Origin of the sequence: Streptomyces sp. NPDC051822, assembly GCF_044452745.1 — a bacterium.
Classification (GTDB): Bacteria; Actinomycetota; Actinomycetes; order Streptomycetales; family Streptomycetaceae; genus Streptomyces.
In genome coordinates this window covers 1,023,820-1,049,191 of sequence record NZ_JBITBZ010000001.1, presented here as the reverse complement: position 1 = coordinate 1,049,191, position 25,372 = coordinate 1,023,820, and the positions used below count along the sequence as shown (strand labels likewise).

The following is a 25,372-nucleotide window of genomic DNA, read 5'->3' as shown; positions in this document are numbered from 1 at the left end:
GTACGGGCGAGGGTCGCTCCTAGGGGAGTCAAAGATAGGTTAGCCTAACCTCATGACGCGGGGTAAGGCCGGGGGGCACAGAGCGAGGCCCGCCGCCCCGGAGGGGACGACGGGCTCCGCGCCTGGGGGAGTGCTCAGGCCTGCAGGCCCAACTCCCGTGCGATCAGCATCCGCTGGACCTCGCTGGTGCCCTCGCCGATCTCAAGGATCTTCGAGTCGCGCCACATCCGGGCCACCGGGTACTCGTTCATGAAGCCGTAGCCGCCGTGGATCTGGGTCGCCTCGCGGGCGTTGTCGACCGCCACGGTGGAGGAGTACAGCTTCGCGATGGCCGCCTCCTTCTTGAACGGCTCGCCGAGCACGAGGCGCGAGGCCGCGTCCCGCCAGCCGATCCGGGCCATGTGCGCCCGCATCTCCATGTCGGCGATCTTGAACTGGATGGCCTGGTTGTCGCCGATCGGACGGCCGAAGGCGTGACGTTCCTTCGCGTACTTCACCGACTCGTCCACACAGCCCTGCGCGAGCCCCGTCGCGAGCGCCGCGATGGCGACCCGGCCCTCGTCCAGGATCCGCAGGAACTGCGCGTATCCGCGGCCCTCCTCGCCGAGCAGGTTCGCCGCAGGGACGCGGACGTCGGAGAAGGACAGCTCACGGGTGTCCGAGGCGTTCCAGCCGACCTTCGAGTAGGGCGCGGCGACCGTGAAGCCCGGGGTGCCGGACGGCACGATGATCGAGGAGATCAGCGGACGCCCGTCGGGCTTGCGGCCGGTGACCGCCGTGACCGTCACCAGACCCGTGATGTCCGTACCGGAGTTGGTGATGAAGCACTTCGAACCGTTGATGACCCACTCGTCGCCGTCGCGCACGGCGGTGGTGCGGGTGCCGCCCGCGTCCGAGCCGGCGCCCGGCTCGGTCAGACCGAACGCGCCGAGCAGCTCACCGGCGCAGAGCCGCGGCAGCCACTCGCGCTTCTGCTCCTCGGTGCCGAAGAGGTGGAGCGGCATCGCGCCGAGCGAGACACCGGCCTCCAGGGTGATGGCCACGGAGGAGTCGACCCGGGCCAGCTCCTCCAGGGCGATCCCGAGCGCCAGGTAGTCGCCGCCCATGCCGCCGTACTCCTCGGGGAACGGCAGCCCGAACAGGCCCATGCGGCCCATCTCGCGGACGATCTCGTAGGGGAACTCGTGCCGCTCGTAGTAGTCGCCGATCTTCGGCGCCACCACGTCGTGGGCGAACGCCTCGACGGTACGGCGGAGTTCCTCGTGCTCGGTGGTGAGCCGGTGGTCGAGGGTCATGGCTGGGGTCACTCCTTGTGGGAGAGGGCGCGGACGGTGCGGGAAGGGCTGGGCCTGCCCAGGTGGTCGGCCATCCACGCGCTCGTGGCGGTGAGGGCGGCCAGGTCGATCCCGGTCTCGATGCCGAGACCGTCGAGCATCCACACGAGGTCCTCGGTGGCGAGATTGCCCGTCGCGCTCTTCGCGTACGGGCAGCCGCCGAGGCCTCCCGCGGAGGCGTCGACGGTGGTCACCCCGTGGCGCAGGGCGGCCAGGGTGTTGGAGAGGGCCTGGCCGTACGTGTCGTGGAAGTGCACGGCGATACGGGAGGTGGGGACGCCCGCCTCGTTCAGCGCGGTCAGGAGCGCCTGGACGTGGCCCGGGGTGGCGACCCCGATGGTGTCCCCGAGGCTCAGCTCGTCACAGCCCATGTCGGCGAGCGCCTTGGTGACCCGGACGACCTGCTCGATCGGGACGGCGCCCTCCCAGGGGTCGCCGAAGCACATCGACAGATAGCCGCGGACCCCGAGCCCCGCCTCTATGGCCCGGGTGACCGTCGGGGCGAACAGCGCGAGGGCCTCGTCGACGGTCCGGTTGAGGTTGGCCTTCGCGAAGGACTCGGTGGCCGAGGCGAACACGGCGATCTCCCGGACCCCGAGGGCGAGCGCCCGGTCCAGGCCCCGCTCGTTCGGCACGAGCACCGGGAGGCGGACCGGCAGGTCGCGGACGAGCGGGAACAGCTCCTCCGCGTCCGCCAGCTGGGGCACCCACTTGGGGTGCACGAAGCTGGTCGCCTCGACGGTGGAGAGGCCCGCCGCCGCGAGGCGCCGCACGAACTCCGCCTTCACGGCCGTCGGGACGAGCGCCTTCTCGTTCTGCAGCCCGTCCCGGGCCCCCACCTCGTGGATCCGGACCCGGGTGGGAAGTCCCGGGTCGGGCACGCTCATGGGCAGACTCATGCGGTGTCCTCCTCGCGGGGTGCCACCACGGCCAGGATCTGGTCCATGGCGACGGTGGTGCCGGGGGTGACGTCCAGTTCGGTGACGGTGCCGGCGTGCGGGGCGGAGATGACGTGCTCCATCTTCATCGCCTCCACGACCAGCAGGCTCTGCCCCGCCTCGACCTCGTCCCCGACGGCCACCTTGACGACGGTGACCGTGCCGGGCATCGGCGCGGCGAGCGTGTCGGCCCCGCCGTGCTTCGCCCCGCTGAGCGCGGCCTCGACGGGGTCGTGGTCGAGGACGTGCCAGGAGTCGCCGTCACGGCCGAGCCAGTTGCCGGCGCGGTGGAAGTGGTGGACGAGCCCGTCCACCGTGACCGTCACCGCGGTCTCCGTGACCCGGGCGCCGACCGGCGCCTCGACCGTGACGGGTTCGCGTCCCGACACGCGTACGGGGAAGGGCAACGGAGCCGGACGACCGCCCAGGCGCCAGCCGCTCGGCGCAGAGAACGGGTCCGTCCAGCCGTCCCGGGGTGCCGGGGCCAGCGCAGCGAGCCGTACGGCCGCCGCCGCCGCGTACACCTCCTCCGGTACGCCCTCGGGGATCAGGCTCTCCGCGTCCCGCTCCACCAGGCCGGTGTCCAGGGCACCCGCCACCACGTCCGGGTGGGCGAGGAGCCTGCGCAGGAAGCCCGCGTTCGTCGGGACGCCGAGGGTGACCGTTCCGGCGAGGGCCGCGCGCAGCTTGCGGAGGGCCGTGGGGCGGTCCTTCGCATGGACGATGACCTTCGACAGCATCGGGTCGTAGAGGGAGGAGACCTCCGTGCCCTCGCTCAGGCCCGAGTCGGTACGGACCCCGTCGCCCTGAGGCTCGTTCAGGGACAGGACCGTGCCGCCCGACGGCAGGAAGCCACGGGAGGGGTCCTCCGCGCACAGCCGGGCCTCGATCGCCCAGCCGTCGAGCCGGACGTCGTCCTGCGTGAAGTCGAGCGGCTCCCCGGCGGCCACCCGCAGCTGCCACTCCACCAGGTCGACGCCGGTGACCAGCTCGGTCACCGGGTGCTCGACCTGGAGCCGGGTGTTCATCTCCATGAAGTAGTACGACGAGGGGTCGACGCCCGGCACGATGAACTCGACCGTGCCCGCGCCCACATAGCCGCAGGAGCGGGCCGCCTCGACCGCCGCCGCGCCCATCGCCGCCCGGATCTCCGGGGTGAGGAGGACGCTCGGCGCCTCCTCGATGATCTTCTGGTGGCGGCGCTGGAGCGAGCACTCGCGCTCGCCGAGGTGGACCACGTTCCCGTGGGCGTCGGCGAGGACCTGGATCTCGATGTGCCGGGGCCGGTCGATCCACCGCTCCACGAGCAGCGTGTCGTCACCGAAGGACGAGCGGGCCTCGCGGCGGGCCGCCGCGATCTCGTCGTCGAGCGTCGACAGGTCGCGCACGAGGCGCATGCCCTTTCCGCCACCGCCCGCCGACGGCTTGAGGAGCACGGGCGCGCCGAGCTCGCGGGCCGCCGCCTCCAGTTCGGGGTCGGCCGCGCCGGGGACGACCGGGACGCCCGCCGCCTTCACGGTCTCCTTGGCCCGGATCTTGTCGCCCATCAGGGAGATCGCGGAGGCCGGGGGGCCGATGAAGACCAGACCGGCGTCCGCGCAGGCCTGCGCGAAGGCGGTGTTCTCCGCGAGGAAGCCGTAGCCCGGGTGGACGGCCTGCGCGCCGGTGCGGGCGGCGGCTTCGAGCAGCGCCGGGACGGACAGATACGACTCCGAGGCCGGCGGCGGACCGATCCGTACCGCCGTGTCCGCCTCCCGTACGTGCCGGGCGTCGGCGTCCGCGTCGCTGTACACGGCCACCGAGCGCACGCCGAGCGCCCGCAGGGTGCGGATGACCCGGACCGCGATCTCGCCGCGGTTGGCGACGAGCACGGTGTCGAACATGCTGTGCTGGAACAAGCTGCGCATCTCCTGGGAGCCCCTCACATCCGGAAGACGCCGAACTGGGGGTCACCCAGGGGCGCGTTGGCACAGGCGGTCAGGGCGAGGCCGAGGACCTGCCGGGTCTCCGTCGGGTCGATGACCCCGTCGTCCCAGAGCCGGGCGGTCGCGTAGTAGGCGCTGCCCTGGGTCTCGTACTGCTCGCGGATCGGGGCCTTGAAGGCCTCTTCCTCGTCCGCGCTCCACCCGTCGCCGAGCTGGTCGCGCTTGACGGTCGCGAGGACCGAGGCGGCCTGCTCGCCGCCCATGACCGAGATCTTGGCGTTGGGCCACATCCACAGGAAGCGGGGGGAGTACGCCCGGCCGCACATCGAGTAGTTGCCCGCGCCGTACGAGCCGCCGACGACGACCGTCAGCTTCGGCACCCGGGTGGTGGCCACGGCCGTGACCATCTTGGCGCCGTGCTTGGCGATGCCGCCGTGCTCGTACGCCTTGCCGACCATGAAGCCGGTGATGTTCTGCAGGAAGACGAGCGGGATCCCGCGCTGGTCGCACAGCTCGATGAAGTGCGCGCCCTTCTGGGCGGACTCGGCGAACAGGATGCCGTTGTTGGCGACGATGCCGACCGGGTGCCCGTGGATCCTGGCGAAGCCGGTGACCAGGGTCTGCCCGTACTCGGACTTGAACTCCTGGAAGCGCGAGCCGTCCACGACCCGGGCGATGACCTCGCGCACGTCGTACGGGGTGCGGGAGTCCACCGGCACCGCGCCGTACAGACCGTAGGGGTCGACCTTCGGCTCCTCGACGGGCTCCACCGACCACGGCAGCGGGCCGCGCTCCGGGAGCGTGGCGACGATGTTCCGCACGATCCGCAGCGCGTGGGCGTCGTCCTCGGCCAGGTGGTCGGTGACGCCGGAGATCCGGGAGTGGACCTCGCCGCCGCCCAGCTCCTCCGCCGTGACGACCTCGCCGGTGGCTGCCTTCACCAGGGGCGGTCCGCCCAGGAAGATCGTTCCCTGGTTCCGTACGATCACGGCCTCGTCGCTCATCGCCGGGACGTACGCGCCGCCGGCCGTGCACGAGCCGAGGACGGCGGCGATCTGCGGGATGCCCGCGCCGGACATCCGGGCCTGGTTGTAGAAGATCCGGCCGAAGTGCTCCCGGTCGGGGAAGACCTCGTCCTGCATCGGCAGGAACGCGCCGCCCGAGTCGACCAGGTAGAGGCAGGGGAGACGATTCTCCAGCGCCACCTCCTGGGCGCGGAGGTGCTTCTTCACCGTCATCGGGTAGTACGTGCCGCCCTTGACGGTCGCGTCGTTGGCGACGATCACGCACTCGCGCCCGCTGACCCGGCCGATGCCGGCGATGACGCCGGCCGCCGGGGCCTGGTCGCCGTACATGCCGTTCGCCGCGAGCGGCGCCAGCTCCAGGAACGGGGATCCCGGGTCCAGGAGGGTGTCCACCCGGTCCCGGGGCAGCAGCTTCCCGCGCGCGGTGTGCCGGGCCCGGGACTTCTCACCCCCGCCCAGGGCGGCCGCCGCGAGCTTGGCGCGCAGCGTCGCGGCCAGCTCGTGATGCGCCGCCTCGTTCGCCCGCCAGGCCGGCGAGGCGGGATCCGCCGCACTCGTCAGCACAGGTGCCTGCTGCATCCCTCGAGCTCCCTTGCTCGGTTAATGAGCGTTAACGTATGTCGTTCAGGTTAACGACCGCTAACCGGGTTGTCTAGAATCGACTTATGACCACGACCCCGTTCGCCACCGGCAGGACCGATGCCCCGACGCGGCGCGAGCAGATCCTCAAGCAGGCCGCGCGCCTCTTCGCCGAGCGCGGCTTCCACGGCGTGGGCGTCGACGAGATAGGGGCGGCCGTCGGCATCAGCGGCCCCGGCCTCTACCGGCACTTCCCCGGCAAGGACGCGATGCTCGCCGAACTCCTCGTCGGCATCAGCGAACGGCTCCTCGACGGCGGGCGGCTGCGGGTCGGCGAGACCACCGGCGACCCCGAGGCCCTCCTCGGCGCCCTCATCGACGGGCACATCGACTTCGCCCTCGACGACCGGCCGCTGATCACCCTCCACGACCGGGAGCTCGACCGGCTCAAGGACGAGGACCGCAAGCGGGTGCGGCAGCTCCAGCGGCAGTACGTGGAGCTGTGGGTGACGGTGGTCCGCGAGCTGTACCCGGACGCGGCCGAGAGCGAGGTGCGGACGGCGGTCCACGCCGTCTTCGGCCTGCTGAACTCCACCCCGCACCTGGCGGCGGTCGGCCGCCGGTCCATGGAGGACCTGTTGCGCAGGCTGGCCCACGGGGCGTTCGGGGCACTGGCCGGGTAGCTGTTCCCCGGGCGGGGCGGGGGTCCACGGGGCGAAACGTGTGTCCATCGCGTCCGCCGCTCGGACAGAATGTGGCCCATGCCGATACTCAGCCGTGACGCCCTCGTCGAGCACCTCGTCCGCACCAGGATCGCGGGAGACGTCGCCACCCCGCGCGACAACAACCTCTCCCACTACCGCAGGCTCGCCAACGGCGACCGCCACTACTGGCTCGGCCTGGAGCTCGGTGACCGCTGGGCCGACGAGCAGGACGTGCTCGCCGTCATGGCCGAGCGCTGCGGAGTGATCGACGACCCGGCCCACCGGACCGGCCAGGACACCATCGACCCCGAGCTGACCGTCGACGGCCTCGACCGGATGGCCGCCCGGCTGCGCAAGGCCGCCGCGGGCAAGGAGCGGGTCCTCTTCGCGACCGGCCACCCCGGCGCGCTGATCGACGTGCACAGCCGGGTCGCCGCCGCGCTGCGCGCCCAGGGCTGCGACATCGTCCGCATCCCCGGCGGGCTCGTCGCCGACGAGGGGTACGTCGTGCAGTTCGCGGACGTCGCCGTCTTCGAGCGGGGCGCGAGCCTCTGGCACACCCACTCCCCGGAGCCCATGAACGCGATCCTGGACGCGCTGGGCGAGGACGGCCGGCCCGACCTGGTCATCGCGGACCACGGCTGGGCGGGCCGGGCGGGCCAGCGGGGGATCGACTCGGTCGGCTACGCGGACTGCAACGACCCGGCGCTCTTCCTCGGCGAGGCGGAGGGCACGATGCAGGTCACGATCCCGCTCGACGACCACGTCCTCGACCCCCGCTTCTACGAGCCGATGACGGCGTACACGCTGAACGCGGCGGGCCTGGCGGTCTGAGCGTTCATCCGTCGGTACGGGGCCGTGCCACCCCCGGGGCCGGGTTCACGCCCGGGGTCGGGTCCAGGTAGACCCGGCGGATCGCCGGGAAGCGTTCGCGGAGCTGGGACTCCGCGTCCTCGCAGGCCCATTCCACCTGCGCCGCCGACGCCACGTCCCGGAAGTCGACCTTCGCCGCGATCAGGACCTCCCCCGGCCCCTGGATCAGGGTCGTCAGGTCGAGGACGTCCACGACGTGCGGGACGGAGAGCAGCTCCTCGCGGACCTCGTCCCGCATCTGCCGGGGCAGCGGGCGGCCGATGAGGAGTTCGGCGTTGGAGCGGCCGAGCACCCAGGCCACGTACACGAGCAGCACGCCGATGAGGATCGAGGCGACGCCGTCCCAGACGCCGGATCCGGTGATCTGGCCGCCGAGGAGGCCGCCCGTGGCGAGCATGAGGCCCGCGATCGCGGCGGAGTCCTCCATGACGACCGCCTTGACGGTGGTGTCGGGGGTGAGCCGCAGGTACTTCCCGAAGGGCGCCCTCATCCGCTCCGCCTCGGCCTTGACCTGCCGGATCCCGGTCCGCAGCGAGAAGCCCTCCAGGACGAAGGCGACGGCGAGGACGATGTACGAGATCAGCGGGTCGCCGAGTTCCTCGCCGTGGGTCAGGGTGTGGATGCCGTCGTAGACGGAGAAGACCGCGCCGCCGACGAAGGTGGCGACGGCCGCGAGCATCGCCCACACGTACCGCTCGCCGGCGTGTCCGACCGGATGGTCCTCGTCGGCCGGCTTCTCGCTCCGCTTGAGCGCGGTGAGGAGCATGACCTCGGTGACGGTGTCGGCGAGCGAGTGGGCCGCCTCGGACAGCATCGCGCTCGATCCGCTGACGACACCCGCGACGGCCTTGGCGGCGGCGATCCCGAGGTTCGCCACCGCCGCCACGATCACGGTGAAGGTGCTCTCCCCGTTCCCGGAGTCCTTCCCCGGACCCGTCCCCGAATCTTCTGTCATGACATCGGACGGTATGTCCGGGCGTCAGCGCGGGACGCGAACGACACCCTCCTGGATGACGGAGATCGCGAGCTTCCCGTCCCGGGTGAAGATCCGGGCCTGGCCGAGGCCGCGCCCGCCGGACGCCGTCGGCGACTCCTGGTCGTACAGGAGCCACTCGTCGGCCCGGAAGGGGCGGTGGAACCACATCGCGTGGTCCAGCGACGCCCCGACCACGTCGCCGAGCGCCCAGCCGCCCCGCCCGTGGGCGAGGAGGACGGAGTCGAGCAGGGTCATGTCGGAGACGTACGTGGCGAGGACGACGTGCAGCAGCGGGTCGTCGGTGAGCTTGCCGTTGGTGCGGAACCACACCTGCGAGCGCGGCTCGCGCGGCTCGCCGACGGAGCCCCAGGGCGGGGTGTCGGCATACCTCAGGTCCACCGCGGCGCGCGCCTCGACGAGCCGGGTCGCGATCTCCTCCGGCAGGTGCCGGGGCAGCATCTCGGCGGCCGTCGGCAGCGTCTCCGGGTCGGGCGCGGCCGGCATGTCCGTCTGGTGGTCGAGCCCCTCCTCGTACGCCTGGAAGGAGGCGGAGAGGTGGAAGATCGGCTGTCCGTGCTGGACGGCGACGACCCGGCGGGTCGTGAAGGACCGGCCGTCGCGGATGCGGTCGACCGTGTACACGATCGCCGCGCCCGGGTCCCCGGCGCGCAGGAAGTACGCGTGGAGCGAGTGCGCGAGCCGGTCGTCGGGCACGGTCCTGCCCGCCGCCACGAGCGCCTGGGCGGCCACCTGGCCGCCGAAGACGCGGGGGACGAGCGCGGAGCGGGACTCGCCCCGGAAGATGTCCCGCTCGATCTGCTCCAGGTCGAGCAGATCGAGCAGGTCATCCAGAGCGCTGTGCGCGTCGGGCACCTGTACCTACAGGCCCATCGACTTGGCGATGATCGACTTCATGATCTCGCTGGTGCCGCCGTAGATGCGGTTGACGCGGTTGTCGGCGTACAGGCGGGCGATCGGGTACTCGTTCATGTAGCCGTAGCCGCCGTGCAGCTGGAGGCAGCGGTCGATCACGCGGTGCGCGACCTCCGTGCAGAACAGCTTGGCGCTCGCGGCCTCGGCCGGGGACAGCTCGCCCGCGTCGAGGGCCTCCAGGGCGCGGTCGGCGACGGCCTCGGCCGCGTCGACCTCGGCCTGGCAGGCGGCCAGCTCGAACTTGGTGTTCTGGAACGAGGCGACCGGCTTGCCGAAGACGGTGCGGTCCGTGACGTACTGCTGGGCGAACCGGACGGCGGCCTTGGCCTGCGCGTACGCGCCGAAGGCGATGCCCCAGCGCTCGGAGGCCAGGTTGTGGCCGAGGTAGTAGAAGCCCTTGCCCTCCTCGCCCAGCAGGTCCTCGACGGGCACCTTGACGTCGACGAAGGCCAGCTCGGCCGTGTCGGAGGTGCGCAGGCCCAGCTTGTCCAGCTTGCGGCCGATCGAGTAGCCCTCGGACTTGGTGTCCACCGCGAAGAGGGAGATGCCGAAGCGGCGGTCGTCCTCGGACGGGGCGGAGGTGCGGGCGCAGACGATCACGCGGTCGGCGTGGACGCCACCGGTGATGAAGGTCTTCGAGCCGTTGAGGACGTAGTGGGTGCCGTCCTCGGAGAGCTTGGCGGTGGTCTTCATGCCCGCGACGTCGGAGCCGGTGCCCGGCTCGGTCATCGCGAGGGCCCACATCTCCTCGCCGGTGACGAACTTCGGCAGGAAGCGCTTCTTCTGGTCGCCGGTGGCGAGCATCTTGATGTACGGCAGGGCGAGCAGCACGTGCACGCCGGAACCGCCGAACTGGACGCCCGCGCGCGAGGTCTCCTCGTAGAGGACGGCCTCGAACTTGTGGGTGTCCAGGCCCGCGCCGCCGAACTCCTCGGGGACGTTGATGCCGAAGATGCCCAGCTCGCCGAGCTTGTCGTAGAACTCGCGCGGCGCCTGCCCCGCGGCGAACCACTCGTCGTAGACGGGAACGACCTCGGCCTCGATGAAGGCGCGGATGGTCTCCCGGAACGCCTCGTGGTCCTCGTTGAATACGGTACGGCGCACGAGCCGCCTCCTCGGAGTCCTGGGCGCCTGGCCCACTATGCCTAAGCGCTTGCTCAGTCAAGTTACCCGTCAGTTCGCGTCGCTGTCCAGATCTGCGCGCCCAAGGTTGCCCACGTCACGTCCTTCAGGACGCGGACGCCTCCTGGCGGCTCCAGCGGCGGTTCGCGGTGTCGTACTCGAACGACGGTCTGCCCGTGACGGGAGCGGTGCGGAACGGGGCACCGTCGTCGGTGATCCGGACCGTGCCCCGGCGCCCCTCCGAGCTCCACTCCAGCTCCAGGTACCAGCGGCAGTCGCACCCCGCCGCCCCCGCCGAGACCAGCAGTTCCTCCGGCTCGGCGGCGCTGACCGTGTACGGGAAGGAGACAGCCGGGAGCGTCCGGCCCTCCTGCCCGGAGGCGTCGTACCCGTCAAGGGGCCGCGCCACCGGCCGCGGCCGGTCCAGGTCCACCTCGAAACGGCGCGGCGTCACCGCCCCGCCGCACCCGCCGCCCATCCGGTACGCCGCCCACGGCAGCGGTGCGCCCCGCTCCACCACCCGCACGTGCAGCGCCTGGAGCACCACCGCCGCCGCGCCCTTCCCCTGCACCGACACCCGCACCAGCGTCTCCCCGCCGTCCACGGCCCCCTGCGCCGCCGCCCAGTTCAGCGCGTCGGCCGACTCCGGCGGGGGAGGGGGCGTCCGCTCCACGAGGTAGGTGTGCCCGCACCCGTTCTTCCAGAGGTGCGAGGCGACCGTCCACGTCAGGGGCGCCGGTGGTTCGGCGGCCCGCTCCCGGGTCTTCCCCGGCAGGAGTACGGCTCCGAGCGTCACCGTCGCCACGACGGCCAGCGCCCCGCAGACCACGCCCACCCACGCCCAGCGGCGCCCCCGCCGCCCGGACGGGAGGCCCGGCACGCGCGCGTGCACGGGTTCCAGCTCGGCCTCGGCCACAGGCTCCGTGGCCGGCTCGGGCCCGGGCTCGGGCTCAGGCGCCGACGCCGGCGCCGGCTGCGGTTCCGGGCCGGGCTCGGGCTCCGGCACCGCGCCGGGCTCCGGCACCGGAGGGCGACGGGTGCGGTCCGCGCGGCTCCAGACCACCTCCAGGGCCCGCCGCTCCTCCTCGTCCGCCCCGCACAGCAGGGCGAGGCGGTCGACCACGGCGAACTCCTCCGGGACGGTCGCGCCCGAGCAGTAGCGGTGGAGGGTGGACGCGCTGACGCTCAGGCGCCGGCCCAGCGCCTCGTAACTGCGCCCGTCCCGCGCCTTCAGCGCGCGCACGAGCCGCGCGAACTCCTCGACGGCGGCGTCCTTCGGCATTCCATCCCCCTCGACCCTGCGTCCCACCCTTCACGTCCTTGCACGTCAGCGGGGGTGGAATGGTTCCGGGACGGATGGTGGGCGCGTCACCGTTGCAGCCGGCGGGCGCCGGCCCGACGCTGGTGGAGCACTGACCGAACGACCCGACGGGGGATCCACCACCATGAACAAGCTCCGTACCGCACTCGCCACCGCCGCCGCTGCCGCCCTGGGCCTCGCCGCCCTCGCCACGGCCCCGGCGCAGGCCGCCGCCCAGCCCGCCTTCCTCGCCGCCTCCCAGATGCCGCCGTCGTCGACGCCGTGGACCGCCACCCAGATCTTCACCGGCGTCCCGGAGAACGGCGGCGCCCTCTGCGCCCCGTACAAGATCCCGGCGCAGAACACCCGCTACCGCGAGTTCAGCACCGAGCTCGACACCAACGGCGTCCAGATCACCACCGTCGCCCGCACCGAGGCCGACGCCGTGAAGCTGGTCGACACCCTCCGCAAGGCCCTCGCCGGCTGCGGCCCCCTCCTTGAGCAGCAGAACCCGGGCCTGCACGCCGTCAGCGCCTCCCACGGCAAGCTCGCCGTCGAGGAGGGCGCCTGGGTCTACAGCCTGGACACCGCCGACCCGCAGATCGGCATCACCGACATCCACCTCTTCTCCGTCGGCCGCGACGGCCGCACCGTCACCCTCGTCCGCTGGGGCCAGATGGGCGACTTCGAGGACGCCCCGCTGACCGCCTTCCGCACGACGACGAAGACCGCCGTCAACAAGCTCTACTGAGCCGGGGGCTCCCCCAAGGGCTGACCAGGTCACGAAGCGCGGAGGGCGAACCACAGCTCCATCCGTACGTCGGGATCGTCCAGGTCCCGGTCCAGGAGCGCCGCGCAGCGGGCGATCCGCTGCCGGACGGTGTTGCGGTGGATGTCCATCGCCACCGCCGTCCGGTCCCAGCCGCCGTGCAGGGAGAGCCAGACGCGCAAGGTCTCGGCGAGGGGTTCGGTGAGCGGTGCGAGCAGCGTCCGGGCGTACGCGGCGGCCTCGCCGGGGTCCACGAGACCGGCGAAGCCGCCCGCCCGGTGCCGGATCAGGGACGTGCGGGAGGCCTCCGCCCGGCGCAGCGCCCGTGCCGCCTGCGCGTCGGCGGCCGGCAGCTCCGCCGCCGCCACGGGGGCGCTCGCGCCGAGCATCCACCCCTCCTGCGCGGTGACGGCGGTGGAGGCGGGCAGGAGGAGCCGTACGGTTCCTCCGGCCTGGTCCGTCAGCGGTGTCCCGAGCGCCGCCGCGAGGCTCGCCGTCGCGAACGGGGTGCCGTCGCCGCCCGAGGCGTGGACCACCGTCCACGGGCCGGGACCGAGCGCGCCCGCCACCTCCGCGGGGGGCGCGCCGAGCAGCAGCCGGACCAGGGCCCCGTCCCGTACCGTCGCGTCCGCGCCCCGGTGCGGGGCCGTCAGCAGGGACAGCAGGACGACCGCGACGCCCGCGATGGTGTGGTCTCCGGGGTCCCGCCGCTCCGTCGCGACCCCGAGGGCCAGGCTGTCCCCGCCGCCCAGCGCGTAGGCGGCGAGCCGCAGCCCGTCCGCATCCCCGCTCGCCGAGGCCGGTCCGCCCGGCCCGCCGGAGACCAGACCCGCCAGCTCGGCGAGCGTCCCCGCCGCCTCCGCCGGGATCTCCGGCCCGGCCACCGCCGACTCCGTGCCCTCCGGACCGAAGAGCACCGCCCGTCCCGCCAGGCGCGAGGCCAGCGCGCCGAGGACCGCGGGGACCGGGGCCGGCCGGGCCGCGGCCGTCGCCAGGGACTGCTGCGCCTCCGTCACACGGCGCAGCTCGTGCAGCCGGGCCTCCGCCATCAGCTGCCACAGCGCCCGCGCCACCGCCGTGAACGGCGTCCGCGGCGGCACCTCGACCAGCGGCAGACCCTGACCGGCGCAGGCCTCGACGAGCTCGGCCGGGACCGTGTCGTACACCGGTGTCACCCCGAAGGCCAGCGCCGCCGCCCCCGCCTCCACCACCCGCTCGACGTAGCGCGCCGGATCGGTGAGCTGCACGCCCGCCGTCATGAGCAGCTCGCCGCCGAGGAGGTACGGATAGGGGTCGGCCATCTCCGAGGTGTGGACCCAGTGGAGGGGGACGTCCCCGGGCCCCGCGAGCAGCCGGAGGCCGAGATCCCGGCGCGCGAGCAGCGCGGTCAGCGGCACGGGTGGCGCCGGGGGAGTGGAGGCGGGGTGCGCCGAACGCGTCGTCATGGACTCTTCGTACACCACACGCTCGTACAGTGGAGAAAACGCACACTTCTGCACCGCTTTCCCGCCGCCTACCGTCGTGATGTCCGGCGTGCCGGAGAACCCAGCCGGAGAGCCCAGCCGGAGACACCCCCCAGGAGGACCCGACCATGAGCAGCAGCGACCAGAACACCCCGCGCGGCCCGATCGACTCGTCCCGCATCCCGCGGTACGCCGGTCCCGCGACGTTCGCCCGGCTGCCGCGGCTCGACGAGGTCGGCACCGCCGACATCGCCGTGGTCGGCGTCCCCTTCGACAGCGGCGTCTCCTACCGCCCCGGCGCCCGCTTCGGCGGCAACGCCATCCGAGAGGCCTCCCGCCTGCTCCGCCCCTACAACCCGGCGCAGGACGCCTCCCCGTTCGCCCTCGCGCAGGTCGCGGACGCCGGTGACATCGCCGCCAACCCGTTCAACATCAACGAGGCCGTCGAGACCGTCGAGGCCGCCGCCGACGAGCTGCTCGGCACCGGCGCCCGCATGATGACCCTCGGCGGCGACCACACCATCGCGCTGCCGCTGCTGCGCTCCGTCGCCAAGAAGCACGGCCCCGTCGCCCTGCTCCACTTCGACGCGCACCTCGACACCTGGGACACCTACTTCGGCGCCGAGTACACCCACGGCACCCCGTTCCGCCGGGCCGTCGAGGAAGGCATCCTCGACACCGAGGCGCTCTCCCACGTCGGCACCCGCGGTCCGCTCTACGGCAAGCAGGACCTCACCGACGACGAGAAGATGGGCTTCGGCATCGTCACCTCGGCGGACATCTACCGCCGCGGCGCCGACGAGGTCGCCGACCAGCTGCGCCAGCGCATCGGCAACCGCCCCCTGTACATCTCCATCGACATCGACTGCCTCGACCCGGCCCACGCCCCCGGCACCGGCACCCCCGAGGCGGGCGGCATGACCTCCCGCGAGCTCCTGGAGATCCTCCGCGGCCTCTCCTCCTGCAACCTGGTCTCCGCCGACGTCGTCGAGGTCGCCCCGGCGTACGACCACGCCGAGATCACGGCGGTCGCCGCCTCCCACACGGCGTACGAGCTGACGACGATCATGTCCCGTCAGATCGCGGAGAGCCGCGCCTCCGGCGCGAAGTAACCTCGGTGGGTTGTGGGCATTCGTTCCGCCGGGTGGAACGGGTGGGCACAACCCGCCCACCGGGCCGCACCCGCCCACCGAGCCACGCCCAAGGGGACCCGTTCATGACCCACGACCACGACCTGGTCCTGCGCCCGACCGCCGCACAGACGGAGGCCGCCCTGAACCCGCCCCCCGGGCGCACCGGCGGCGACCTCGTCGTCGAGACCCTGACGGGCCTGGGCGCCACCACGGTCTTCGGCCTCCCCGGGCAGCACGCCCTGGGCATGTTCGACGCCCTGCGCCGCTCGTCGCTGAGGTACGTCGGCCTCCGCGTCGAGAACAACGCCGGCTTCGCCGCCGACGCGTACGGCAGGATCACCGGCGAGGCGGCCCCGCTGCTGCTCTCCACCGGACCCGGCGCGCTCATGTCGCTCGCAGCGCTCCAGGAGGCCGCCGCGGCCTCCGCGCCCGTCCTCGCGATCGGCAGCCAGATCCCGGCGGCCGGCCTCGGCGGCGGCCGCCACGGCTACCTCCACGAGCTGCGCGACCAGCAGGCCTCGTTCCGGGACGTGGTCAAGTCCGTCCACACGGTCCGTACGCAGTCCCAGATCCCCTCCGCCATCGCGGCGGCCTGGGAGTCGGCGCTCACCGCCCCGCACGGGCCGGTCTGGGTCGAGGTCCCGCAGGACGTGCTCGTCGCGGAGACGGCGCTGCCCGTGGTCACCGCGATGGACGCCACGCCCGAGGACATCGCCCCGCGCCCCGAGCTGACGGCGCTCGCGGCCCACCTCCTGGCGAACGCCGAGCGGCCCGCGATCATCGCGGGCGGCGGCGTCGTACGCTCCGACGCCTCCGGCAAGCTCCGCGCGCTCGCGGAGCGCCTGGACGTCCCCGTCGTCACCACCTTCGGCGGCAAGGGCGCCTTCCCCTGGGAGCACCCGCTGTCGCTCCAGTCCTGGCTGGAGGACCGGCACACCACCGACTTCCTGGAGGACGCCGACGTCCTCCTCGTCGTCGGTTCGGGTCTCGGCGAACTGTCCTCGAACTACCACACGTTCGCCCCGCGCGGCCGGGTGATCCAGATCGAGGCCGACGCCGGGAAGCTGGAGTCCAACCACCCGGCGCTCGGCATCCACGCGGACGCCCGCCTCGCCCTCCAGGCGCTCCTGGAGACGGCCCCCGAGCGGCGGGACCCGACGGCCCCCGAGCGGGTGCGTACGGTGCTCGGCAAGGTCAGGGACCGGATCGCCGCGCAGGACCTGGACCTGGAGCAGCAGGTCGTCGCGGCCGTCCGGGCGGCGCTGCCGGCCCGCTCGCCGAGCTTCTGGGACATGACGATCCTGGCGTACTGGGCGTGGTCGGCCTTCGACGCCCGGCACCCCAACACCATGCACTCGGCGCAGGGCGCGGGCGGCCTGGGCTACGCCTTCCCCGCCGCCCTCGGCGCGGCCGTCGCGGACCCGTCCCAGCCGGTCCTCGCGGTCTCCGGCGACGGCGGCGCGATGTACTCGATCGCGGAGCTGGCGACGGCGAGGCAGTACGGACTGGACGTGACCTGGCTGATCGTCGACGACGGCGGCTACGGCATCCTGCGCGAGTACATGACGGACGCCTTCGGCGAGACCACGGGCACCGAGCTGACCCGCCCGGACTTCGTGGCCCTGGCGGAGTCCTTCGGCGTCCCCGGGACCCTGACCAGCCCGGAATCCCTGACCGCGGACCTCACGAAGGCCCTCGCGACCCCCGGCCCGTCGGTGGTGGTCCTCCCGGTCCTGCTGCGGATGTTCGAGCCGACGCACCTCTGACCCGGAAGACCGTCCGGCTCCCGCCGAGGGGGCCGGACGGCCCGGCCCGGTCAGTCGACGAGCTCCCCCCACCGCTCCCGGTACTCGGCGAGCTGTGCCACGTACCCCTGCCGGAACTCCTTCTCGTGCCCCTCACCGAGGCAGCCCCGGCCCATCGGCTCCGGGCGGATCAGCCGCCCGACGTCGGCGAGGACCACGGCGGCGGCCTCGGCGACGGTGCCGCCCTTCTGCCGGGCGGTGAACACGCGGTTCCCCACCTCTCTCAGGAGCTCCTCGCACACCGTGCGGGGCTTGCCGACCGCCGTCCTCATCGCCGCCTCGGGCACGGCCGCGACCCTGCCCGCCCCCGCGAGCCCGCCCAGGGCCCCCAGCGCCGCGTACAACCGTCCCCACGCGTAGTACTTCCCGTCCTCGACCCGCGTCAACGGACCTCCCCTTCTCCTCCGACCCTACGAACCGCCCTCCGACGGCCACCGCTTCCCTACCCAGACCGGGGATGACTTCTCTCCTCCGCGCAACGGCCTGACATCCCCTGAGGTCCTAGGACCAGCGACCGGTCTTGGCCCGTTCTTCGTCGCGGCGGGATGAAATCGCACGTCGGCCGCGTTGGGCCTTCCGGTAGAGCAGGACGGACGGGAGGCCATTCGTGGCGGCGGTGGGGCAGCGACAGGCGGCGGACGGACAACCGGCGGCCGACGGGCGACCGGCGGCGGACGGGCGGCAGGGGTGGGCCCGGCGGCTCACCGGGTACGCCTGGCGGTACAAGGCGAACGTGATCCTCGCGCTCGGCTCCTCCCTGCTCGGGATGGCCGTGCTCGCCCTCGTGCCGCTCGTCACCAAGGTGATCATCGACGACGTCATCGGGACGAAGACCCGCGACCTCGGCCTGTGGACCGGCCTCCTCATAGGCGCCGCCGTCCTCGTCTACGTCCTCACCTACGTCCGCCGCTACTACGGCGGACGCCTCGCCCTCGACGTCCAGCACGACCTGCGTACCGACATGTACGCCACCATCACCCGGCTCGACGGGCGGCGGCAGGACGAACTGTCCACCGGCCAGGTCGTCGGGCGGGCCACCAGCGACCTCCAGCTGATCCAGGGCCTCCTCTTCATGCTCCCGATGACCATCGGGAACGTGCTGCTCTTCCTCATCTCGCTGGCCGTCATGGCCTGGCTGTCGATCCCGCTGACCCTCGTGGCCCTCGCCGTCGCCCCCGCCCTCTGGTTCATCGCCAAGCGCAGCCGCACCCGCCTCCACCCCGCCACCTGGTACGCCCAGCAGCAGGCCGGTGTCGTCGCCGGAGTCGTCGACGGGGCCGTGACCGGCGTCCGCGTCGTCAAGGGCTTCGGCCAGGAGGACCAGGAGACCGGCAAGATCCGCGAGGCCGGGCGGAAGCTGTTCGCGGGCCGGCTGCGGACGGTCCGGCTGAACTCGAAGTACACCCCCGCGCTCCAGGCCGTCCCGGCCCTCGGCCAGGTCGCCGTCCTCGCCCTCGGCGGCTGGCTCGCCTACCGGGGCCAGATCACCCTCGGCACCTTCGTCGCCTTCTCCGCCTACCTGGCCTCCCTCGTCGGCCCGGTCCGCATGCTCGCCATGGTCCTCACCGTCGGCCAGCAGGCCCGCGCCGGCGTCGACCGGGTCCTCGACCTCATCGACACCGAGCCGGTCATCCAGGACGGCACCAGGGAACTCCCGGCCGACGCCCCCGCCACCGTCGAGTTCGACGACGTGTCCTTCGCGTACGAGGACGGCACCCCCGTCCTCGACGGCTTCTCCCTGGAGATCCGCCCCGGCGAGACCGTCGCCGTCGTCGGCGCCTCCGGCTCCGGCAAGTCCACCGTCTCGCTCCTCCTGCCCCGCTTCTACGACGTCTCCCACGGCGCCGTCCTCGTCGGCGGCCACGACGTCCGCGAGCTGACCCTCGACTCGCTGCGCGCCGCCGTCGGTCTCGTCCCCGAGGACTCCTTCCTCTTCTCCGACACCGTCCGCGCCAACATTGCGTACGGCCTCCCCGACGCCACCCAGGAGCAGATCGAGGCCGCCGCCCGCGCCGCCCAGGCGGACCGTTTCATCGCCGAGCTGCCCGAGGGCTACGACACCAAGGTCGGCGAGCACGGCCTGACCCTCTCCGGCGGCCAGCGCCAGCGCGTCGCGCTCGCCCGCGCGATCCTCACCGACCCCCGGCTGCTCCTCCTCGACGACGCCACCTCCGCCGTCGACGCCAACGTCGAGCACGAGATCCACGAGGCCCTCAAGTCGGTGATGGCGGGCCGCACCACCCTGCTCATCGCGCACCGCCGCTCCACCCTCAACCTCGCCGACCGCATCGCCGTCCTGGAGCACGGCCGGCTCGCCGCCATCGGCACCCAGGCCGAGCTGGAGGAGCACTCCCCGCTCTTCCGGCGCCTCCTCACCGACCCCGAGGAGCTGGGCGCCGTCTCGCCCGGCCACATCACCCCGCCCGACGTCCCCGAGGACCGCACCCTGCGGGCCGAGCTGGACGCCGAGTTCGACGCCGAGCGAGGCATCACCCCGGCCCTGTGGGTACGGGACGAGGCCGCCGGCCGGGAGAGCGATCCGCCCGGAGCCACCCCCGAGCTGCTCGCCGCGGTCGAGGCCCTGCCGCCCGCCGCCGACACCCCCGACATCGACGAGGCCCGCGCGGTCTCGCCCGAGGACGCGTACGGGCTCCGCCGGCTCCTCCGCGGCTTCCGCGTCCCGCTGCTCATCAGCCTCGGCCTGGTCGCCCTCGACGCCGGCGCCGGCCTGCTGCTTCCGATCCTGATCCGGCACGGCATCGACGAGGGCGTGAACCGGCTCGCGATCGGGGCCGTCTGGGCGGCCTCCGCGCTCGCCCTGGTCACCGTGCTCGTGCAGTGGGTCGCGCAGACCGCGGAGACCCGGATGACCGGCCGCACCGGCGAGCGGGTCCTCTACGCGCTGCGCCTGAAGATCTTCGCCCAGCTCCAGCGGCTCGGCCTGGACTACTACGAGCGCGAACTCACCGGCCGGATCATGACCCGGATGACGACGGACGTGGACGCCCTGTCCACCTTCCTCCAGACGGGCCTGGTCACCGCCTTCGTCTCCGTCGTGACCTTCTTCGGGATCATGGTCGCGCTGCTCGTGCTCGACCTCCAGCTCGCCCTGGTCGTCTTCGCGACCCTGCCGGTCCTCGCCGTCGCCACGTACTTCTTCCGCCGCTCCAGCGTGAAGGCGTACGAGCTGGCGCGCGAGCGGATCAGCGTCGTCAACGGCGACCTCCAGGAGTCCGTCTCCGGCCTGCGGATCGTGCAGGCCTTCCGCCGCGAGCGGTCGGGCGCGGCCCGGTTCGCCGAGCGGAGCGACTCCTACCGCGAGGCGCGCGTCCGCGGGCAGTGGCTGATCTCGATCTACTTCCCGTTCGTGACCCTGCTGTCCTCGGCCGCCGCCGCCGCCGTCATGATCGTCGGCGCCAACCGGATCGAGGCGGGCACGCTCACCACGGGCGCGCTCGTCGCCTACCTCCTCTACATCGACCTGTTCTTCGCCCCCGTGCAGCAGCTCTCCCAGGTCTTCGACGGCTACCAGCAGGCCGCCGTCTCGCTGAAGCGGATGCAGGAACTCCTCCAGGAGCCGACGTCGACGGCCGCCGCCGACGCACCCCTGGACGTGCTGTCCCTGCGCGGCGAGATCGCCTTCGAGGACGTCTCCTTCGCGTACGGGGGAGAGGACGGCGCCACCAAGAAGGAGACCGCCCTCACCGGCATCGACCTGCGCATCCCGGCCGGGCAGACCGTCGCGTTCGTCGGCGAGACCGGGGCGGGCAAGTCCACCCTGGTCAAGCTGGTCGCCCGGTTCTACGACCCGACCGGCGGCCGCGTCACGGCCGACGGCACCGACCTGCGGGACCTCGACCTCACCGCGTACCGCCACCGGCTCGGCGTCGTCCCCCAGGAGGCGTACCTCTTCGCCGGGACGGTCCGCGACGCCATCGCGTACGGCCGTCCCGACGCGACCGACGCCCAGGTGGAGGCGGCGGCCCGCGCGGTCGGCGCGCACGACATGATCGCCACCCTCGACGGCGGCTACCTCCACGAGGTCGCCGAGCGGGGCCGGAACCTCTCCGCGGGACAGCGCCAGCTCATCGCCCTCGCCCGCGCCGAGCTGGTCGACCCGGACGTGCTGCTCCTCGACGAGGCCACGGCGGCCCTCGACCTGGCCAGCGAGGCCCAGGTCAACCAGGCCACCGACCGCATCTCGGGCCGCCGCACCACCCTGGTCGTCGCCCACCGGCTGACCACGGCGGCCCGCGCGGACCGCGTCATCGTGATGGACCACGGCCGGGTCGCGGAGGACGGCACCCACGAGGAACTCCTCGCCCTGGACGGCCGGTACGCGACGCTGTGGCGCACGTTCATCGGTGAGCCGGGGACGGGGACGGGGACGGAGACGGAGACGGAGACGGAACGGGTCTGAGGCGGGAAGCGCGTACGGGCCGCCGGGTGGGACGAGTACCCCGGCGGCCGGCCCGGCCTCCGTCCGGCGGGGTGGGCCGGCGTGGCCGGAGGCAACCATTCCGGGGTCGGGCGCGTCGTACGCCCGTACGCTGATCCGTTCGGGAGGGGAACGCATGCTCACGGAGACGCAGGACCCACGGCGCGGCCGACGGCTGCTCACCCGGGTCCTCGCCCCGCTCCTCGCGGCCCTCGCCCTGCTCGTGCTCCCCGGCCCCGGGCCCGGCACCGGCACCGCCGAAGCGGCCTCCGTCTGCCAGGGCCGTCCGACCAAGACGTACCGTTTCGCCACCGGCGAGCTGCGCCTCTACAAGACCCGCCACTACGCCTGCGCCGTCACCGTCGCCAAGCGCCCGGGCGCCGCCCGCCCGATGAGCGTCTCGCTCCAGCCGCGCGGCGGCCGGCCCGCCGTCAAGTCCGGCCGGTACGCCCGGCAGACCGGCCCGGTCACCGTCCACGCCCTCAACCGCTGCGTCCGCGCCTCCGGCTCGGTGTCCGGCCGCGGAACGTCCACGGCCTGGATCCTGTGCTGATGTACAGGAAAGTCCAAGGGTAAGGACCAACTGGGTCTGGCGGTCCACACGTTGCCCCGCTAGGTTCGCGACACCGTTGTGAACCAAGGGGAGGACGAATGCGCAAGTCGCTCAGATGGCTGGTGTCGCTCTCGGTGCTCATAGGCACCGTCGGCTCCACGGGCGTGGCCACCGCCGCGAACACGGAGGCCGACAGCAGCACGGCTGTCGCCGACTCGCAGAGCACGGACATCAAGGACCGCATCCTGGCGATTCCCGGGATGAGCCTGATCGAGGAGAAGCCGTACGCCGGCTACCGCTATCTCGTCCTGAACTACGAGCAGCCGATCGACCACCGACGCCCGTGGGCGGGCACCTTCCAGCAGCGGATCTCCGTCCTCCACAAGGGCACGGACCGTCCCACCGTCTTCCGCACCAGCGGTTACGGGCTGAGCACCACCCCCAGCCGGAGCGAGCCGACCCGGATCGTCGACGGCAACCAGATCTCCATGGAGTACCGCTTCTTCACGCCGTCGCGCCCGCAGCCGGCCGACTGGTCGAAGCTCGACATCTGGCAGGCGGCCAGCGACCAGCACCGGATCTTCACCGCCCTGAAGAAGATCTACGCCGAGAACTGGCTCTCCACCGGCGGCTCGAAGGGCGGCATGACCGCCACCTACTACGAGCGCTTCTACCCGAAGGACATGGACGGCGTCGTCGCCTACGTCGCTCCGAACGACGTGGTGAACAACGAGGACTCGGCCTACGACCGCTTCTTCGCGAACGTCGGCACCAAGGAGTGCCGCGACCGCCTCAACGACATGCAGCGCGAGGCCCTGATCCGCCGCGAGCCGCTGCAGAAGAAGTACAAGGAGTGGGCGGAGGGCGAGGGCGCCACCTTCAACACGGTCGGCACCCTCGACAAGGCCTACGAGGCCGTCGTCCTCGACTTCGTGTGGGGCTTCTGGCAGTACTACGGCGAGGACGTCTGCGACCAGATCCCGGACGCGAAGACCGCGACCGACGACGTCGTCTACGAGACGATCGACGCCTACTCCGGCTGGTCCGCCTACGCCGACCAGGGCCTGGAGTACTACACGCCGTACTACTACCAGGCGGCGACCCAGCTCGGCTCGCCGACCATCCAGCAGCCGCACCTCGCGGGCCTCAGCCGCTACGGCTACCAGCCGGCCCGCAACTTCGTGCCGAAGTCCATCCCGATGAAGTTCCAGCCGCAGGTCATGCGGGACGTCGACAACTGGGTCCGCAGGAACGCGAACCAGATGCTCTTCGTCTACGGCGGCAACGACCCGTGGGGCGCCGAGCCGTTCCACCTCGGCAAGGGCGCGCGCGACAGCTACGTCTACACCGCGCCGGGCGCCAACCACGGAGCCAACGTGGCCGGGCTCGTCGACGCCGAGCGGGAGAACGCCACCGCCCGCATCCTGGCCTGGGCCGGCGTCTCCGCCCCGGCCGTCCAGGCGGCGCAGCCGCTGGCGAGCTTCGACGCCCGCCTCGACAAGGCGGTCGACGAGGACGTCACCCGGGAGCACGGCGTGCGGCCGTAACGCGTGACCCGTGGCTCGTCAGGTGCCCGGTGGTCCTCGGCGGAGGACCACCGGGCACCGTCGTGTCAGCTGTACGAGAGTCCGTGGCCGACCGGATACAGCACCTTCGCCGGTTCGTCCGCGTCCTGCACCGGGACCGGGAGCCGGCCCCTCGGCCGCGCCCGGCCCGCCAGGACCCGTACGGCCGCCCGGAGTTCGACGTCCGTCCAGGAGTAGGACGCCAGCGTCGCCCGCTGGCCGGCGATCCGGGCGATGTCGTACGGGTTGCGGATCGCGATCGTCACGACGGGCACCCCGGTCGCGACGAGCCGCGCCACGAGGGTGCGCTGCGGGCTGGCCGCGGTGACGTTGTACGTACCGACGACGACCACGTCCTTCCCGGCGGCCGCCGCCACCGCCTCCTCGATCCTCGCGGCCGTCGGGGTGATCCCGGTGGAGAGCGCGGTGGCGGTGAACCCCAGCTCGCCCAAAGCCGTCGCGAGGGTGGTGGTGGGCGGCCCGGTGGTCCCGGACGGCGAGGCCGGGTCGGCGCCGACGACGAGGACCCGGCCGTGCGAGGCCGGGCTCAGCGGCAGGAAGCCGTCCTCGTTGAGGAGCAGTGTCGTGGTGGCCTCGGCGATCCGGTCCGCCTGGGCGAGGTGGGCGGCGGTGCCGACCACCCGCTCGACACCGGCCCGGGTCGTGTACGCGTTCCGGAACAGGCCGAGCTTCGCCTTGAGGCGCAGGATCCGCAGGATCGATTCGTCGAGCCGGGCCTCCGTCAGCTCGCCGCCTCTGACCGCCGCCATGACCGCGTTCCACGCGACGTCGAGCTTCGGCGGGTTGAGCAGCTGGTCCACACCGGCCTTGAGCGCGAGCACCGGGACCCGGTCGTCGCCGTACTTGGTCCGCACGCCCTCCATGCCGAGCGAGTCGGTGACCACCACGCCGTCGTAGCCGAGCTGTTCGCGCAGGATGCCGGTGAGGATCGGCCGGGACAGGGTCGCCGGGTCCTCGCTCGGGTCGAGCGCCGGGACCACGATGTGCGCGGTCATGATCGAGTCGACCCCCGCGTCGATCGCCGACTCGAAGGGCGGGGCGTCCAGCTCGGCCCACTGCGCCCGGGTGTGGGTGATCGTCGGCAGACCGTAGTGGCTGTCCACGGCGGTGTCGCCGTGCCCCGGGAAGTGCTTGGAGGTGGCCGCGACCCCGGCCCGCTGGTAGCCCTTTATCTGCGCGGCGACCAGACCGGCGACCGCCGCCGGGTCGGAGCCGAAGGAACGGACCCCGATGACCGGGTTGGCGGGGTTGACGTTGACGTCGGCGACCGGGGCGTAGTTCTGCCGGATGCCGACCGCCGCGAGCTCCGTGCCCGCGATCTGCGCGGCCTTGCGGGCGTCCGCGTGCGAGCCGCCGGCGCCGAGGGCCATCGCCCCGGGCACCAGGGTCGCGGGCTCGCCCACCCGGCAGACGATGCCGTGCTCCTGGTCGGTGGAGATGAGCACCGGGACGGGCGTGTCCTGGGCGAGCGCGGCCTGCTGGATGCCGTTGGAGAGCTCGGCGATCTGCTGCGGGTCGCGGGTGTTGTGGGCCCAGGTGAAGTAGATGACCCCGCCCACGTGGTAGCGCTCGACCAGCTCGGCGGCCGTACGGACGCCGATCTCCTTGAGGTTGGCGTCGATGTCGGCCTGGTCGGGGGCGGTCGCGGAGTGGCCGTACACCCGCATCACGAAGAGCTGGCCGACCTTCTCCTCGAGGGACATGCGGTCGATGATCCGCCGGAGCCTGTCGTCCTGGTCGGCTTGGGCGGGCGTGCTCAACCCGGTGACGGCCGCCGCGGCGGCTGCGGCGGTCACCGTGAGGAGGGTGCGTCGGGAGGGGGCGGGGGCGCGGTGGTGCACTGATGCTCCTTCCGGCCGTGCGAGAGGGAGTGAAGGAAACTTCCAAGGAGACACGGATAGCCCGAAAGTAACTGC

The 25,372-nt window shown here is 72.8% G+C and carries 19 protein-coding genes; 8 read left to right on the top strand and 11 right to left on the bottom strand.

Annotated elements, in window-relative coordinates; genetic code table 11:
* Positions 1-134 precede the first annotated feature (134 nt).
* The 4 genes from ACIA8N_RS04680 to ACIA8N_RS04665 are packed head-to-tail and all read right to left on the bottom strand — an operon-like array spanning position 135 to position 5,801.
* Complete coding sequence (locus ACIA8N_RS04680; RefSeq protein ID WP_365777991.1) at positions 135-1,295, bottom strand: acyl-CoA dehydrogenase family protein; 1,161 nt, start codon at positions 1,293-1,295, stop codon at positions 135-137.
* Between the two features lie 8 nt (positions 1,296-1,303).
* On the bottom strand, positions 1,304-2,233 hold the full coding sequence (locus ACIA8N_RS04675; RefSeq protein ID WP_365777993.1) for a hydroxymethylglutaryl-CoA lyase: 930 nt from the start codon (positions 2,231-2,233) through the stop codon (positions 1,304-1,306).
* Positions 2,230-4,155: an acetyl/propionyl/methylcrotonyl-CoA carboxylase subunit alpha gene (locus tag ACIA8N_RS04670; RefSeq protein ID WP_399415766.1), complete on the bottom strand. Its 1,926-nt coding sequence runs from the start codon at positions 4,153-4,155 to the stop codon at positions 2,230-2,232. Before ACIA8N_RS04670 ends, ACIA8N_RS04675 begins: the two co-directional genes overlap by 4 nt.
* A 38-nt stretch (positions 4,156-4,193) precedes the next feature.
* The gene (locus ACIA8N_RS04665; RefSeq protein WP_030552906.1) at positions 4,194-5,801 is read right to left on the bottom strand and encodes a carboxyl transferase domain-containing protein; all 1,608 of its coding nucleotides are present in this window, start codon (positions 5,799-5,801) and stop codon (positions 4,194-4,196) included.
* Positions 5,802-5,887: 86 nt separating this feature from the next.
* Between ACIA8N_RS04665 and ACIA8N_RS04660 the strand changes: the two genes are divergently transcribed.
* Both ACIA8N_RS04660 and ACIA8N_RS04655 read left to right on the top strand, forming a co-directional pair.
* Positions 5,888-6,484 carry a TetR/AcrR family transcriptional regulator gene (locus ACIA8N_RS04660; protein ID WP_365777997.1) on the top strand — a complete coding sequence of 199 codons (597 nt, stop codon included), beginning with the start codon at positions 5,888-5,890 and terminating at the stop codon, positions 6,482-6,484.
* A gap of 78 nt (positions 6,485-6,562) precedes the next feature.
* A complete protein-coding gene (locus ACIA8N_RS04655; RefSeq protein WP_365777999.1) occupies positions 6,563-7,339 on the top strand; it encodes a phosphatase in 777 nt (258 codons plus the stop codon).
* A gap of 4 nt (positions 7,340-7,343) precedes the next feature.
* On the opposite strand, the gene ACIA8N_RS04650 is transcribed toward ACIA8N_RS04655, so the two are convergent.
* The 4 genes from ACIA8N_RS04650 to ACIA8N_RS04635 all read right to left on the bottom strand — a co-directional run bounded on the left by ACIA8N_RS04650 (position 7,344) and on the right by ACIA8N_RS04635 (position 11,691).
* A complete protein-coding gene (locus ACIA8N_RS04650; RefSeq protein WP_365778001.1) occupies positions 7,344-8,333 on the bottom strand; it encodes a cation diffusion facilitator family transporter in 990 nt (329 codons plus the stop codon).
* Positions 8,334-8,357: 24 nt separating this feature from the next.
* Complete coding sequence (locus ACIA8N_RS04645) at positions 8,358-9,227, bottom strand: acyl-CoA thioesterase II (protein ID WP_365778003.1); 870 nt, start codon at positions 9,225-9,227, stop codon at positions 8,358-8,360.
* 6 nt (positions 9,228-9,233) lie between these two features.
* The gene (locus ACIA8N_RS04640; RefSeq protein WP_030552914.1) at positions 9,234-10,391 is read right to left on the bottom strand and encodes an acyl-CoA dehydrogenase family protein; all 1,158 of its coding nucleotides are present in this window, start codon (positions 10,389-10,391) and stop codon (positions 9,234-9,236) included.
* 124 nt (positions 10,392-10,515) lie between these two features.
* Positions 10,516-11,691: a helix-turn-helix transcriptional regulator gene (locus ACIA8N_RS04635; protein WP_365778005.1), complete on the bottom strand. Its 1,176-nt coding sequence runs from the start codon at positions 11,689-11,691 to the stop codon at positions 10,516-10,518.
* A gap of 163 nt (positions 11,692-11,854) precedes the next feature.
* Here ACIA8N_RS04635 and ACIA8N_RS04630 point away from each other — a divergent pair, with 163 nt between their 5' ends.
* A complete protein-coding gene (locus ACIA8N_RS04630) occupies positions 11,855-12,460 on the top strand; it encodes a hypothetical protein (RefSeq protein WP_365778007.1) in 606 nt (201 codons plus the stop codon).
* A gap of 29 nt (positions 12,461-12,489) precedes the next feature.
* On the opposite strand, the gene ACIA8N_RS04625 is transcribed toward ACIA8N_RS04630, so the two are convergent.
* The gene (locus tag ACIA8N_RS04625) at positions 12,490-13,923 is read right to left on the bottom strand and encodes a PucR family transcriptional regulator (protein ID WP_365778009.1); all 1,434 of its coding nucleotides are present in this window, start codon (positions 13,921-13,923) and stop codon (positions 12,490-12,492) included.
* Positions 13,924-14,069: 146 nt separating this feature from the next.
* On the opposite strand from ACIA8N_RS04625, the gene speB reads away from it, so the two are divergent.
* Both speB and ACIA8N_RS04615 read left to right on the top strand, forming a co-directional pair.
* The gene (gene speB, locus ACIA8N_RS04620) at positions 14,070-15,053 is read left to right on the top strand and encodes an agmatinase (protein WP_365778011.1); all 984 of its coding nucleotides are present in this window, start codon (positions 14,070-14,072) and stop codon (positions 15,051-15,053) included.
* Between the two features lie 104 nt (positions 15,054-15,157).
* Positions 15,158-16,840 carry a thiamine pyrophosphate-binding protein gene (locus ACIA8N_RS04615; RefSeq protein ID WP_365778013.1) on the top strand — a complete coding sequence of 561 codons (1,683 nt, stop codon included), beginning with the start codon at positions 15,158-15,160 and terminating at the stop codon, positions 16,838-16,840.
* 50 nt (positions 16,841-16,890) lie between these two features.
* Here the strand turns inward: ACIA8N_RS04615 and ACIA8N_RS04610 are convergent, their stop codons facing one another.
* A complete protein-coding gene (locus ACIA8N_RS04610; RefSeq protein ID WP_365778015.1) occupies positions 16,891-17,265 on the bottom strand; it encodes a hypothetical protein in 375 nt (124 codons plus the stop codon).
* Positions 17,266-17,495: 230 nt separating this feature from the next.
* Between ACIA8N_RS04610 and ACIA8N_RS04605 the strand changes: the two genes are divergently transcribed.
* The 3 genes from ACIA8N_RS04605 (at position 17,496) to ACIA8N_RS04595 (ending at position 23,417) form a co-directional block, all read left to right on the top strand.
* The gene (locus ACIA8N_RS04605; protein ID WP_365778017.1) at positions 17,496-21,299 is read left to right on the top strand and encodes an ABC transporter ATP-binding protein; all 3,804 of its coding nucleotides are present in this window, start codon (positions 17,496-17,498) and stop codon (positions 21,297-21,299) included.
* Between the two features lie 154 nt (positions 21,300-21,453).
* Entirely contained in the window at positions 21,454-21,870 is a 417-nt protein-coding gene (locus tag ACIA8N_RS04600) for a hypothetical protein (RefSeq protein ID WP_365778019.1), read from the top strand.
* 98 nt (positions 21,871-21,968) lie between these two features.
* Entirely contained in the window at positions 21,969-23,417 is a 1,449-nt protein-coding gene (locus ACIA8N_RS04595; protein WP_365778021.1) for an aminopeptidase, read from the top strand.
* A 65-nt stretch (positions 23,418-23,482) separates the two neighbouring features.
* On the opposite strand, the gene ACIA8N_RS04590 is transcribed toward ACIA8N_RS04595, so the two are convergent.
* Positions 23,483-25,297, bottom strand: coding sequence for a glycoside hydrolase family 3 protein (locus ACIA8N_RS04590; RefSeq protein WP_365778023.1), 1,815 nt, complete (start codon positions 25,295-25,297; stop codon positions 23,483-23,485).
* Positions 25,298-25,372: the final 75 nt, after the last annotated feature.

Bases quoted from the DNA above. Each gene is read 5' to 3' on its own strand.
- speB (WP_365778011.1), top strand. From the start codon at position 14,070: ATGAGCAGCAGCGACCAGAACACCCCGCGCGGCCCGATCGACTCGTCC.
- ACIA8N_RS04650 (WP_365778001.1), bottom strand. From the start codon at position 8,333: ATGACAGAAGATTCGGGGACGGGTCCGGGGAAGGACTCCGGGAACGGG.
- ACIA8N_RS04660 (WP_365777997.1), top strand. From the start codon at position 5,888: ATGACCACGACCCCGTTCGCCACCGGCAGGACCGATGCCCCGACGCGG.
- ACIA8N_RS04625 (WP_365778009.1), bottom strand. From the start codon at position 13,923: ATGACGACGCGTTCGGCGCACCCCGCCTCCACTCCCCCGGCGCCACCC.
- ACIA8N_RS04635 (WP_365778005.1), bottom strand. From the start codon at position 11,691: ATGCCGAAGGACGCCGCCGTCGAGGAGTTCGCGCGGCTCGTGCGCGCG.
- ACIA8N_RS04630 (WP_365778007.1), top strand. From the start codon at position 11,855: ATGAACAAGCTCCGTACCGCACTCGCCACCGCCGCCGCTGCCGCCCTG.
- ACIA8N_RS04655 (WP_365777999.1), top strand. From the start codon at position 6,563: ATGCCGATACTCAGCCGTGACGCCCTCGTCGAGCACCTCGTCCGCACC.
- ACIA8N_RS04600 (WP_365778019.1), top strand. From the start codon at position 21,454: ATGCTCACGGAGACGCAGGACCCACGGCGCGGCCGACGGCTGCTCACC.
- ACIA8N_RS04665 (WP_030552906.1), bottom strand. From the start codon at position 5,801: ATGCAGCAGGCACCTGTGCTGACGAGTGCGGCGGATCCCGCCTCGCCG.
- ACIA8N_RS04675 (WP_365777993.1), bottom strand. From the start codon at position 2,233: ATGAGTCTGCCCATGAGCGTGCCCGACCCGGGACTTCCCACCCGGGTC.
- ACIA8N_RS04680 (WP_365777991.1), bottom strand. From the start codon at position 1,295: ATGACCCTCGACCACCGGCTCACCACCGAGCACGAGGAACTCCGCCGT.
- ACIA8N_RS04615 (WP_365778013.1), top strand. From the start codon at position 15,158: ATGACCCACGACCACGACCTGGTCCTGCGCCCGACCGCCGCACAGACG.
- ACIA8N_RS04595 (WP_365778021.1), top strand. From the start codon at position 21,969: ATGCGCAAGTCGCTCAGATGGCTGGTGTCGCTCTCGGTGCTCATAGGC.
- ACIA8N_RS04670 (WP_399415766.1), bottom strand. From the start codon at position 4,155: ATGTTCGACACCGTGCTCGTCGCCAACCGCGGCGAGATCGCGGTCCGG.